The sequence below is a fragment of the Runella sp. R0.1_18 genome, assembly GCF_057652155.1.
The window spans coordinates 160,336-173,465 of the sequence record NZ_JBYFCK010000002.1; the positions used below are offsets into that span (position 1 = coordinate 160,336).

Annotated in this window: 13 protein-coding genes; 5 read left to right on the forward strand and 8 right to left on the reverse strand. The window is 44.9% G+C overall.

Annotated features, from left to right (window positions below):
• The first annotated feature begins 62 nt into the window (after positions 1–62).
• The 4 genes from AC23P2_RS03515 to AC23P2_RS03530 are packed head-to-tail and all read left to right on the forward strand — an operon-like array spanning position 63 to position 4,319.
• Positions 63–923, forward strand: a complete 861-nt coding sequence (locus AC23P2_RS03515; protein WP_487771910.1) for a hypothetical protein — start codon at positions 63–65, stop codon at positions 921–923.
• 42 nt (positions 924–965) lie between these two features.
• Positions 966–2,540: a helicase HerA-like domain-containing protein gene (locus AC23P2_RS03520; RefSeq protein ID WP_487771911.1), complete on the forward strand. Its 1,575-nt coding sequence runs from the start codon at positions 966–968 to the stop codon at positions 2,538–2,540.
• An 18-nt stretch (positions 2,541–2,558) separates the two neighbouring features.
• Positions 2,559–3,017 carry a hypothetical protein gene (locus AC23P2_RS03525; RefSeq protein ID WP_487771912.1) on the forward strand — a complete coding sequence of 153 codons (459 nt, stop codon included), beginning with the start codon at positions 2,559–2,561 and terminating at the stop codon, positions 3,015–3,017.
• Positions 3,018–3,029: 12 nt separating this feature from the next.
• Positions 3,030–4,319 (forward strand): DGQHR domain-containing protein, encoded by a 1,290-nt coding sequence (locus tag AC23P2_RS03530; protein WP_487771913.1) that lies wholly within the window; start codon positions 3,030–3,032, stop codon positions 4,317–4,319.
• A gap of 115 nt (positions 4,320–4,434) precedes the next feature.
• On the opposite strand, the gene AC23P2_RS03535 is transcribed toward AC23P2_RS03530, so the two are convergent.
• From AC23P2_RS03535 to AC23P2_RS03570, 8 genes are all read right to left on the reverse strand, one after another.
• Positions 4,435–4,623 carry a hypothetical protein gene (locus AC23P2_RS03535; protein WP_487771914.1) on the reverse strand — a complete coding sequence of 63 codons (189 nt, stop codon included), beginning with the start codon at positions 4,621–4,623 and terminating at the stop codon, positions 4,435–4,437.
• 19 nt (positions 4,624–4,642) lie between these two features.
• A complete protein-coding gene (locus AC23P2_RS03540; protein ID WP_487771915.1) occupies positions 4,643–5,791 on the reverse strand; it encodes a cysteine desulfurase family protein in 1,149 nt (382 codons plus the stop codon).
• 11 nt (positions 5,792–5,802) lie between these two features.
• Positions 5,803–5,955, reverse strand: coding sequence for a hypothetical protein (locus tag AC23P2_RS03545; protein ID WP_487771916.1), 153 nt, complete (start codon positions 5,953–5,955; stop codon positions 5,803–5,805).
• 349 nt (positions 5,956–6,304) lie between these two features.
• Positions 6,305–6,505: a hypothetical protein gene (locus AC23P2_RS03550; RefSeq protein ID WP_487771917.1), complete on the reverse strand. Its 201-nt coding sequence runs from the start codon at positions 6,503–6,505 to the stop codon at positions 6,305–6,307.
• Positions 6,506–6,538: 33 nt separating this feature from the next.
• A complete protein-coding gene (locus AC23P2_RS03555; protein WP_487771918.1) occupies positions 6,539–8,305 on the reverse strand; it encodes a T9SS type B sorting domain-containing protein in 1,767 nt (588 codons plus the stop codon).
• Between the two features lie 69 nt (positions 8,306–8,374).
• On the reverse strand, positions 8,375–8,704 hold the full coding sequence (locus AC23P2_RS03560) for a DMT family protein (RefSeq protein WP_487771919.1): 330 nt from the start codon (positions 8,702–8,704) through the stop codon (positions 8,375–8,377).
• 105 nt (positions 8,705–8,809) lie between these two features.
• Positions 8,810–10,750: a glucosamine-6-phosphate deaminase gene (nagB, locus tag AC23P2_RS03565; RefSeq protein ID WP_472488291.1), complete on the reverse strand. Its 1,941-nt coding sequence runs from the start codon at positions 10,748–10,750 to the stop codon at positions 8,810–8,812.
• Between the two features lie 99 nt (positions 10,751–10,849).
• Positions 10,850–11,599 (reverse strand): copper homeostasis protein CutC, encoded by a 750-nt coding sequence (locus tag AC23P2_RS03570; protein WP_487771920.1) that lies wholly within the window; start codon positions 11,597–11,599, stop codon positions 10,850–10,852.
• A 139-nt stretch (positions 11,600–11,738) separates the two neighbouring features.
• On the opposite strand from AC23P2_RS03570, the gene AC23P2_RS03575 reads away from it, so the two are divergent.
• Positions 11,739–13,115, forward strand: coding sequence for a DUF1800 domain-containing protein (locus AC23P2_RS03575; protein ID WP_487771921.1), 1,377 nt, complete (start codon positions 11,739–11,741; stop codon positions 13,113–13,115).
• Positions 13,116–13,130 lie beyond the last annotated feature (15 nt).

Genomic DNA, 13,130 nt, shown 5'->3' on the forward strand with positions numbered 1-13,130 from the left:
CTGCTGACTTCAAGGTATTACACGATTATTCAGACTCGCAGCGCGAGGCACTCAATACGCTTTTGCAAAACCTCAAACTTTCGTTTCGTGAGAAATTTAAGCGTATCACCCAAAACTACAACCAGGTACGTAACGATTATGTACAGGTACGCCGCCGCATTGCCGATGCCGAAGCCATTGCCGACGATGCCGTTGTGAAGGCTGACCGCGACAAAAAAGTAGAATTGGAACGTCAAATCGCTGAATTAGACGGACGTATTCGTGAGTTGGAAATCGAAATTGGGGTCAAACACAACGAAATCACCCAAAAAGAACGTCAATTAAGCGAGTTGACCAAAAAGTTTGACATCTCAGCACGCAACCAAGCCAAAGACAACATTTCGGATCTTCTGGCCAACGGTCTGCGTGAGTACGTCGCGAAGTTTAAAGAACGTAAGAAGAAATCGTTGGAAACGCAGATTCTGAAAGGGCTGCAAATGTTGATGCACAAAAAAGGGTTTGTCCACAAAGTAGAGGTCGAAATCATTGGCGAAGACATCGACATTCACCTGCTCAACAAACGCAAAGAACGCATTCGTAAAGACTCACTTTCCAAAGGCGAACAGCAAATGTACGCCACCGCCTTGCTACGCGGATTGGTGGAAGAATCTGAAATTGAGTTTCCAGTATTCATTGATTCGCCGATGCAGAAGTTCGACGAAGAACACGCCAGAAATATCATTCAGTTCTTTTACCCGAGTATTGCGGAGCAAGTCATTATTTTCCCGCTTATCAACAAAGAACTCACCGAACGCGAATATAGCTTACTCATAGAACATGTGGCAGGGGCGTATTTCATCGTCAATCGTACCTCCGACCATTCGGAGTTTGTACCCGTAGCACCCACTGAGTTGTTTGAGAAATATAACGAGTTGTATAATTAACCCCACCCTAACCCTCCCCAGTGAGGGAGGGAATTTGTCGCCATGCTTATCAATATAAAAACATCCGAAGCCAACAAAACCGTCGTAACGGAACTCACCCGCAAATTTTTTCCGCAGGGTGGTCCCGAAAACTTTGTGGCGAGGGTTGCGCTATCGTATTCACTCTCTAAAGGCATTCGGTTTGAATCGCTCGAAATGGCCAAAGACAGCCGAGGCAAAGAATACAAAGAAGACATTCTGTTTGGGGCGTACCGAGATTTGTACGTAGCGTTGATTTGTCAGCATTACAACATTCACCATACCGACCGCGACATTCCGAAGTACCTAAAAATGCACATTGACGACGGTTTGGAGCGTTTGTTCAAGATTTTTGCCGAAAATCGTCAATACAGCGGCTTTGATTTTTTGATGGAACACATCGAACGTGGCACCGACGTACTCGCCGAAGTCAACGTGTTGGGCAGTGTTCCCAACAGTTCGCTGCGTCTCCAAAAAGGCGCGTTTGATGGCCCACTCAAACTGCACGTAGGTACGCGCTTAGACAACAACGAACCCGTTTACGTAACGCTCAACGACAAAAGCATCCGCAACAATGCCCACACCGCCGTGGCAGGCAGCAGCGGCACGGGCAAAACCCAATTTGCATTGGAACTGTTGCGGCAGTTTTCGGAGATTTCGGGCGGAACTATTAATTTTATGTACTTGGACTTCAAAGGCTTAAAGCAGGACGATGTAGTACAAATGCGTCCATTTTTTGAACGTACCAATACTACCTTTATCAACGCCCCGCAGCAGCCTTTTCCACTGAATCCGTTGGCATTCATCAACCTTATCAACGAGAAAGAACGCCTGATGGGCATCAGCAAGTTTGTGGACATCGTAACCACCTACGCCCCTCGCATTGGGGCGGCACAGGCGCAAATGCTGAAAGACGCCACCAAAGAAGCCTTTGCTTTTGCCAAAGCAGGGACTTACCCCAGCTTAGGGGATATTGCCGAACGCTTGTTTTTGGTAACGGGCCAAAAACCCGACACGCTGACCCAAATCATTCAAAGTTTGAGCGAATACGAGTTATTTGATTCGCAGCCCACGCCCAACCACAACTTTCTGAATCAAAATTACTATTTTAGTCTCTCAGGCGATTTGGACAAAACGGTACGTTTTACGGCGACGTTTTTGGCGATAAACTACGTTTATAACACGTTTATGAACATGGAAAACGCCCCCCTCAACGGCGACTACCAAGCCCTGCGCTACGTATTGCTGATTGACGAGGCCCACGTGTTGTTCAAAGACAAAAAAAGCCACGGACTCTTGGAAAGTATGCTCCGCGAAATCCGTTCTAAGGGTGTAGTGGTGATGTTGGTATCGCAGGGAATTGAGGAGTTCAACCAACCGAGTTTTGATTTTTCGAGCGAGTGCGAAAACGCTTTTTTGCTCAACATCAAAGACAAAAACCTCAAAACCATGCAGCGTTTCCTCGGCCTCTCCGAACGCGAAGGCACGGTCTTAGCCCGCAGCATGGAGCGCATCGAAAAAGGCCAAGCGGTATCGAATTTAAAGGAGTTTTCGCGTGGGGAGTTGTTTGAGGTGGGGCAGTTTTGGAAGAATGTTTAACTGTAAATTGAATTATCCATGGAAAAGGGTTTTTGGGGCAATTTATTTGAACAAATATTTTATTTTATTATAGCTATTATGGTATTCAACTCTATTGGAGTATGGCTACCTGCTGCTATTGACTATTATAACTCTACGACGGTTTCAAAAGCAGTTTATGAAAGTACGCCTTTAAATTTAATGACTTATTTTCTTGGCTTAATTACTGTTGGAATTATTGATAGGATAAAAAAACTGTTTAAAATGACCAACCATCCGTTTAAAAGTATTGAATTTTATGGTTGGATAATCTTTGTAGTAATTATCACCATTGTTGTGTTTTTTTTAATGAAAAATGTAAAGGATAAAAATACATCAAAAGCCATTGACTGTTCTATCATAGGTTTATTCGCGGCTTATATAGTTTGGTGGATTTCTTATTATATGCCCCCAAGTTCCGACCCTTACAGTTCTTTAGGGGGGGACCCAACTAAATAATTTCCTTTAGATATGATATTTAAAGAAATATACGCTTTAAAAGTTTCACAACCAATTGGGGACTTTTATGTTACTAAAATGACTGCTGAAGATTTACTAAAAGTAACATTTTCTGAAGCGTTAGAGTATCGGAGAGATTCTGGAAAGAATCTTTTAGGAGGTTCTCAAAGAGCTGAAAGCGATAAACGCTTGAAGGAAATCGCAGATTATATTGATTCTGTGGAAATGGCATTTCCTAATTCCGTTGTACTTGCAGCTAATTACACACCAGATGGTCGCAGTTATTTTGGTTCGGATGAGGAATTCGAAAGTAACCAACAAGATGCAATCAGTGAAAGCACCACTGAAGCATCTTATGAATGGACAGTTGAAATAATTAATGAAGAGCAAGGTCTTGTTAAAATCATTATTCCTACAGATAGACCTTTAGCTGCTATTATTGATGGTCAGCACAGAATTCATGCTTTTGAAAAAAGTAAAAATCCAGAAAGGCTTGACGTTGAAATTCCATGTTCAATATTTTTTGGTGCGGATAATGCTTACCAAGCTTTCCTATTTGCTACAATTAATGGTAACCAAAAGAAAGTAGATAGAAGTTTAGCATTAGAACAATTTGGTTTTAATGTTGAAGAAGAACGATCTGATGCGTGGACACCCGATAAACTGGCCGTTTTTCTGGCGCGAAAATTAAATATGAAGTCAGATTCTCCTATTTATCGAAGAATTAAAGTGGCTCCCAGAGATCCAAAAGGGCTGTTTAAAAACAATTCAAGCTGGTATGTTTCAATGGCCACTATAGTAGATGGAATTCTCAACTTAATATCTGCAAATCCGAAAAGAGACCGTAATGAATTGACTAAAAAGAAAACATTCCCTTTTGGTATTGGTGGTGGAAGAGAAAGGCAAATGCTTAATGATATTAAAGACAATTCTCCTTTAAGACAAAAGTATCTTGCAATTCAAGACGATAGTATTTATGAAACTGTAAAATCCTTTTTTAAAATTGCTGCCGAAAAACTCTGGGGAAAAGCATCAGAAGGCTCATATATCATTAAAACCGTTGGCATTTTGGCTCTTTTTGATTTGTTAAAAAAAGTTTTAGAAATCAATCAAAATGAAAACGACTTTAATAAATATTTGGAACCTTTAAAAAATGCAGATTTTACTAATAATTATTTTCAAGCTTCTGGTGTGGGTCGTTCACGTTTACGTAAGCTAATGCTTTGGGCAAATGGCTTCCCTGTTACACTGAAAGAAGGTGAAGAAGAAATTTTAAGTAAAATATTAAATCGTAAAGATTAGCTTTTACAGTTGGTTTGCGTTTGTAACGCGAACCTGTGAAAGGTGCGTTTTTAACGCATAACACCTTTGTAAAAACGATTTCAGACGCTTGCAGCGTGATAAAAATTAGCGAACCTCATGCCACCCCTACGGGGCTTCTTGGAAGGGGAGAATGGCTCTTTTCTACTAAGATTTCGCCCCGCTGGGGCTGTTGGATGATTGGTTTGCATTCCTCCCGTAAGCATTCGGGGCGAACCTCTGAAAAATGCGTTTGTAACGCATAACTCCCTTCCCACAACGATTTCAGACGCTTCCAGCGTGACAAAGGCGTAAAAAATATTTGTTTACCCCCCACTCATCGCCCGCAACTGCCCCACCACCTTCTTTACAGCCTCTACTACCTGCGGAATTTCATTGGCCTGATTAAACCGCCCCAAGCTGAAACGAATACACGAAAACGCCTCGGTCTCAGTCATTCCCAAGGCCATCAGTACATGCGAAGGTTCAACAGAAGCCGAGGTGCAGGCCGAACCGTTGGAGACAGCGATGTTTTCTAAACCCATGATAAGTGCGTCAGAATCACAGCCTTCAAAAAGAATATTGGTGACATTGTAAAGACGGTGCGTTTGGCTGCCATTGCGACGAGTGTTAGGGATGGCTAAGAGCGCATTTTCGAGGACATCTCGCAGTTGTCCAACGCGTTCGGCATCTGTGTTGAGTTGTTTTTGGGCAATTTCCGCCGCTTTACCCATACCTACAATGCCAGCCACGTTGAGCGTACCCGAACGTTTCCCGTTTTCGTGCCCTCCCCCGTGCAAAAGTGCTTCTAATTTAACACGATTTGGTCGTCGCTGTCGCACAAATAGCGCTCCTACACCTTTAGGGCCATAGAATTTATGAGCAGACATTGGCATTAAATCAATTCCCAACTCGTCCACATTCAGGGGCATTTTTCCCACCGCTTGCGTGCCGTCGGTCATTAGCAATGCCCCAACTGCCCGAGCTAATAGCGTGATTTCTTTTAACGGTTGAATGACCCCAATTTCATTATTGACGGCCATGACCGCTACCAAAATTGTGTCTTTACGAAGTGTGCTTTTCAATAAATCAAGATCTAGTAACCCGTCAGATTGAACAGATAAGTAGCTTATTTCAAAACCTTTGGTTTCTAGGTATTGACAGACGTCCAATACCGCCGAATGCTCAGTTTGGAGTGTGATAATGTGCTTTCCTTTGGCTTGGTATTGTTCGGCTACCCCCTTGATAGCTAAATTGATGGCCTCCGTAGCCCCCGACGTAAATACAATTTCATGGGTTTGGGCACCTATTAAATCCGCTAATTGTTGGCGGGCTGTTTTAACAGCTTCACTTGCTCCAACGCCAAAAGCGTGCGTACTAGCAGCATTGGCAAAATTATCGGTTAGAAACGGCATCATTGTTTCTAAAACACGAGCGTCGATTCGGGTAGTAGCGTTGTTGTCTAAATAAATCATCGAGAAATAGCTTACTTCATCAACATCACAACACCCGTGTACGTGTAGGGGTTCACTTCGGGGGCGACGAATTCGATGGTAATTTTGTATGGAAACGTACCTACTCCTAGCAACTGCCCCAGGTATTTACCGTCCCACCCGTAGGCGGGTTGCAAAATCAGCACCTTTGCGGATGGTTATGGGTATCAAGCTGGTTTGCGTTTGTAACGCGAACCTCTGAAAGATGCGTTTATAACACTTGACACCTTTCCCACAACGATTCCAAGTACTTGCAGCGTGACAAATTAGCGAACCTCATGCCACCCCTACGGGGCTTCTTGGACGGGGAGAATGGCGCTTTTCTACTAAGATTTCGCCCCGCTGGGGCTGTTGGATGATTGCTTTGCGCTCATCCCGTAAGCCTTCGGGGCGAATCTCTAAAAAACCAAGTTGGTTTGCGTTTATAACGCACAACTCCCTTCCCACAACGATTTCAGACGCTTCCAGCGTGACAAAGACGTAAAAAATATTTGTTTATCTCCCACTCATAGCCCGCAACTGCCCCAATACCTCTTTCACCGCCTCTACTACCTGCGGGATTTCATTGGCCTGATTAAACCGCCCCAAGCTGAAATGAATACACGAAAACGCCTCGATCTCAGTCATTCCCAAGGCCGTCAGTACGTGCGAAGGTTCAACAGAAACTGAGGTGCAGGTCAAGCCGTTTGTTTGCAAGACGCCTGGGTCGATTCGAGTAGTAGCCTATCCTTACTTCATCAACATCACAACACCCGTGTACGTGTAGGGGTTCACTTCGGGGTCGGTAAACTCAATCGTGATTCGGTAGGGAAACGTACCTACTCCTAGCAACTGCCCCAGGTATTTACCGTCCCAACCATACGCAGGCTGAGAAATGGGAACATTGGCTTGGTGAAAAATGACTTCGCCCCAACGACTGTAAATCGTCATTTCTTTGATTTGTTTGACGCAATCGCCCGCTTGGACAAAGAACACATCGTTTTGGCGGTCGTCGTTGGGGGAAAAAATATCGGGCGTATAAATCCCACACTGACTAACTCTAACGCGGGCTTCGGCCACTTTTTGGCAGGTATTATCCGCATTGGTGACTGTCAGCTTGTATTTTGTCGTCATTTCGGGGTAAGCCCAAGTCACCGCACAGGTAGGGCACGAAAGCCCACGGTCAGGCTCCCAGCGATAGGTATAGTTGGCATTGGCAAAAGCCGAAACCAGCGTCGCACGTAGCTGGGCGCTATCTCCTTCTGCCACTACTACTTCGGTGGGTTGTATAGAAAGTTCTATTTTGTCCACCACCAACGTCGTCGTAACGATACTGTCACAAAGTGAAGGACGCGAGATGGTCGTTGTATAAATCCCCGCAGTCGTATAATTAAACGTTCCTACGGTCAGGCTTTGCCCCTCACAAATTGTCACTTTTTGGGCATACCGCGTCAGGGGTTTAACCGTGAGATTGAGCGTGACCGTACTGTCGCAACTTTCCCCACGGTCTATTTTTGTAACGTACTTTCCTGAGGTTCGATAAACCGTAGTTCCCACAGTGTAGCTGTCACCCTCACAAATGGTTTTGGTAATGGTCGTGTCTGCTTTTTGGTGTTTGACAGTATAATCCAACTGTAACTCACAAGACTCATCCAAGCTCGACGGCGCTACCACTTTCACGAAGTACTTATCGCCTATTTTAGGCTTAATTTTAATACTCGTGCCTGTTTGGCCCGTATTCCATTTGTAGGAGGCAAAACCGTTGGGAGCAACGAGCGTCAAATCGCCGTTTGCGTCGGGGCATACCGAGGTAGGTTTGATTTCTGCTTTTAAACATTGAGCATCAAAATAAGCATAGCCATAGTGGCCTCGTTGTGTACACCCGTGGGCTGTCACCTCAACCGTCAGTTTTCGCCCAATGTAATTACGAAGATCAATCGCACCCGTTGTCCAAGGGCGGTATTCTACCGTGGTGCTCTCTACTTTAAATCCCGCAACTACCCCTGCTCTAGTTAGTTGCACATCGTAATAGCTACACGCAATCGGCGTTTTATTTTCATCATAAATCAGCAAACTAAAGCCAGGTTTTTGGTGGGACAGATGGGTATCATCCCTGTCTTTGTTAAGAACCACCGCAAATTGATACTGGAAAAGGGTGTTATCGGGTGAAACAATGAAGGTGGTTTTAATTCGGTCAAATTTCGACCCACGGTTAGCTGTGCCGTTCCCAATCCGAATCGAATATTGGCTCCCTGGCGCCACCATTGGCAAAGCCTCACGTGTGACGTTGGGGTCATTGCCATCGCTTCGTTTGGTAATCAGGTGGCCATTGTCGTACGTACCTGCAACTTCATTTAGATAAATAAGCTGAATGCCTGCAAGACCAATGCTTCCGTTGGTCAATGTCCAACCTTGGGTTGTTCCCGTCTCAAAACCGATATTTCCACAATCTACCTGACCATAGCTCCACAGCCAACCTCCCCACCAAAACCCTAATATCCATAGAATTTTCTTCATTGCCGTCGTTTTTTGAGTGCCCTAACAACCTATACGCACATCTCAAAAAAACTGTTGCACGTGAAGGCATTACCACTTCTTAAAGATAAAGAAAACAGCAAGTATAATCAAGGCAAAGCCCACAAGATAGTTCCAACGAAGCTCTTCTTTGAGGTAAAAAACGGCGAACCCTACAAACACAGTCAAGCTGACCACTTCCTGTATGGTTTTAAGCTCAAAAGCATTGAATTCGTACGAGCCGATGCGATTGGCAGGCACTGCAATACAATACTCCAAAAAGGCGATTAGCCAGCTAATAAGGATGACTTTCCACAACGATGTTTCTTTGTATTTGAGGTGCCAATACCAAGCCGTTGTCATAAAGACATTGGAAAAAAACAACAAAACAAGTGTGCGCATGTAAGAATGAGTTTGAAAAACCAAAGATAAGTCACAAAAAAGCATCGGCCAGTTATTCACCGACCGATGCTCAAAAATTATTGGTTTGGAAACCTATACGCTAGTTTAGAAATGCCAACGAACAAATGCTTCCATCGCCTCGTACTCAGCCAAGCCAAGTTGGTCGTAGAGTTTGGCGGTTCCGCTGTTGCGTTCTTCGGCGCGTTGCCAAAACTCACGCGAGTCTTCGCCTTGGAACACCACCCCGTCTTTTTGTGATTGGTGTTTGAAGATACCCATCCGTTTCTTCACTACTTGGTCGGGGCTCATTGGTACGGCCATTTCGATTTCGTGAATATCCCACTCCGCCCAAGCGCCACGGTACAACCATACCCAGCAATCTTTCATGAAGTTTTTGTGTTTCAATTGTCCCAAAGCAGCTTCGATAGCATCCCAACACACTTTGTGCGTTCCGTGCGGATCGGCGAAGTCGCCCGCCGCGTAGATTTGATGTGGTTTTATTTCTTCAATCAAATCGGCAATGATTTTAACATCCTCTGGGCCAATTGGCTTTTTCTGTACTGTACCTGTTTCGTAGAACGGCATGTCAAGGAAATGGAAATGCCCCGTTCCAACAAAACGGCAAGTTGCTTTTGCTTCGCCACGACGAATTATGCCTTTTACATAACGTACTTCTGGCGTATCTATTTCGCTGTCTTTTTTTGTTTTCAAAAACGCTTTTGCATCTTCAAAAATCTTCATCGCCGCAGGGCTTTCAATGCCGAATTTCTGGTTGTAATCCACCACAAAGTCGATAAAGCGAAACGCTTCATCGTCAGCAACGGCAATGTTCCCTGACGTTTGGTACGCAACGTGAACTTCGTGTCCCTGATCCACCAAACGCTGGAAAGTCCCACCCATCGAGATAATATCATCGTCGGGGTGTGGGCTGAAGAGAATCACCCGTTTTTTCGCAGGATGCGCGCGCTCAGGGCGGTGCGTATCATCGGCGTTTGGTTTACCACCTGGCCATCCTGTAATGGTATGCTGTAACTGATTGAAAACGTTGATATTAATATCGTATGCCGAACCGTGGGCAGCCAACATATCACTCATACCATTGTCATTGTAATCTTTGGTAGTGAGTTTCAAAATTGGTTTTTGAAGTGTCAACGAAAGATGCGTTACCGCCTTCTTAATCATTGAGTTGTCCCACTCAACAGTATCCACCAACCACGGTGATTTCACTCGGGTCAGTTCTGAAGCAGCTCGCGTATCTACAAAAAACGCCACGTTAGGGTGTGCTTGCAAGTACGACGCAGGCACAAGCTCACTCACGGGGCCTTCTACCGACGACTTAATCATTGGAGCTTTGCGCTCACCCCAAGCCAGCAATACCACTCGTTTGGCGTTCATGATGGACGAAACCCCCATCGTAATCGCTTTTTTCGGTACATGGTGCAGCCCTCCAAACTCCATGGCCGCCGCAGCGCGGGTAGAGTGGTCGAGGGTCATCAAACGAGTACGTGAATTAATCAACGACCCTGGTTCGTTAAAACCAATGTGGCCGTTTCCTCCAATTCCAAGAAGTTGGAAGTCGATACCACCCATTGCGTTCATTTTATTGTCATAACGCTGGGCAAAATCAGCGATAAGTGCCGAAGGTACCGTTCCGTCAGGAATGAAATAATTTTCCTTTGGAATGTCCACGTGGTCAAACAATTGCTCGCGCATAAAACGCACGTAGCTATGAATCGAATCGGGCTGCATGGGGTAGTATTCGTCCAAATTGAACGACACTACGTTTTTGAAACTCAATCCTTCTTCACGGTGCATTTTGATAAGTTCGGCATACACCGTTTTAGGTGACGACCCCGTCGCCAAGCCTAACACACAATTTTTGCCTTCCTTCTGCTTGGCCCGAATCAAATCAGCGATTTCTTGCGCCACGGCGCGCGAAGCATCTTTGGCATCGGCGTAAATCTGAGTCGGAATTTTTTCGTAGGTGATAGCCTGACCTACCATACCGTTTGACAAATTGCTGTCAGCGGCTTGTGCTTGAATCATTAAAGGTTCGGTAATCATGTTTGTCAAAAGAAGGAGTAGTTTACGGCTACAAAGGTATCTATTTGTAAGATAATAAGCGACTTAAATTAATAAAAAAATTTAATAATTGTCTTTTTTATCATTCACAGCTTCAACTACTGACCTGATTTTGAGCGCATCACTGTAAATAATCTCGTACTCGTCGGTGGGTAATACAGAAGCCATGCTCACCCCTTCCTTCTGATAAATCATTTGGCCTTTTCGAGCGGCCTTGCCCGTTAGGTGGAGCGCTTGCACGCCTGTTTGCGCCAATCGCACAGCATTCATAACATTTACTCCACTTCCTGCCATTAAGTCTATTCGTCCTGCGGCTTTTTTGACTAATTGTGTTAATAACTCCGCGCCATCCAAAGCCGAATTTTCTTGTCCCGACGTCAAAATACGCACTGCTCCCGTCCGAATAACCGCCTCTAATGCCTCAAATGGCTCTTTGGCCACGTCAAAAGCACGGTGAAAAGTTACTTGTAAGGGTTTCGCCAATGCGACCAATTCGGCCGTACGTACTTCATCCACTTCGCCCGTTGGTAAAAGCAACCCAAACACGACACCATCTGCCCCTAATTCTTTGGCCAATTCGATGTCTTGTTTCATCACTAAAAACTCTTCGTCATCGTAGCAGAAGTCCCCTCCTCTGGGGCGAATCATGACGTATAGTTGAAGCGTTGTTACTTCTCTGGCTCTTTTTATCAACCCGTAACTGGGTGTAGTTCCTCCTTCGTATAACCCGCCACATAACTCAATGCGGGTAGCTCCCGCCTGCTGGGCATTCAAACACGACTCAATCGAAAAAGCACAAACTTCTACCTGCATTCTTACTTATTTTTGGTTTGTTTTTTTATTGATTCATTGGGCTACTAAAAAAGGCTTACCTCCCTAATTAAACCTTTTTTATATACCTTTGTCTAACCTAAAATGCTACCAGCAAAGTACCCTTTAATCACTATCTACTATGCCAGTGTGGGATGTTTCTAACGCCAAACACCTGCTGTCTCGTTGCTTGTTTGGTTATTCTCGCAAAGACCTCGACAAAGCGCTATCATATACAACGCTCAACGACTTTGTTGAGAAGGAGTTATTGGCCGACCGACCTCTTCCTCGCTCTCCAGGAGACTGGGTAACAGAAACGCCTGTGAATAACTCACTCGAAGGCGACCGCTACCGCGCCATGACGTACTGGTGGTACGACCTTATGCTGTCGGAAGGTACAAATATGCGAGAAAAAATGACACTTTTCTGGCATAATCACTTCGTTTCGGCACGAGATAAGGTCAACTACCCGCAGCATTTGTACATTCAAAACAACTTATTTCGGCGTTCGGCATGGGGAAATTTTAGGCAATTAACCAAAGACGTTTCCATCGACCCTGCCATGTTGATTTATCTGGATGGCCGCTTGAGCAATGGCAACACTCCCAACGAAAACTACGCCCGCGAAATCATGGAGTTGTTTACCCTTGGCGTTGGGAATTATACCGAAAACGACATCAAACAAGCCGCACTTGCTTTTACGGGTTGGCAAGTGAATGGGCTCAATGCAGTATTCAACCAAAACCGCTTTGCCAATACCAATAAAACAATTTTTGGAAAAACGGGCAACTACAAACACGGCGACGTGGTGGACCTGATTCTCGAAAAACCCGAAGCGGCCGAATTTGTCTGCCGTAAGCTGTTCAAAGAATTTGTGTTTTATAAACCCAACGAATCTTTTGTCAAACAGATGGCGGAGGTGTTTCGTAAAAACAATTACGAAGTCCGCCCCGTATTAAAGTTCATGCTTACTTCTGAGGAGTTTTTTAATCCACAGTACCGAGGCGCCAAAATCAAAAACCCCATGGAAGTCACCATTGGAATGCTCAAAGCATTTGATTTAACCAGCGAGCAAGTAAATACCTCCAACGATTGGCCTTACATCTATACGCAAACGCAAGCACTTCAACAGCAGCTTTTTTATCCCCCAGACGTGCAAGGATGGGTAGGGCAACGCGATTGGATCAGCTCAACCACCTTTGTCACGCGCGGCAGCCTTTCCGATTATATAGTCAACACCATGGGTAATGCTAGAGCTACCCAATTTAAACAAATCAATACGCCTGTTTCCTACGCTCGTACGTTCAAAACATCGGAAGATGCCACCAAGTTGGTGGACGATATGGTGGGGCTCTTTTTGCAGTTTCCTGTAAGTACTGCCAAAAAACAATCGCTCCTTGCGACATTGCTGGGCGGTACAATTCTCGCTAACTGGTCCACGAGCACCCCTGGTGCCGACAACCAAATCAAAGCATTGCTCAAGGCGATTATGCGTTTGCCCGAATTTCAATTTGCGTAACCCCCTTCAATCCTG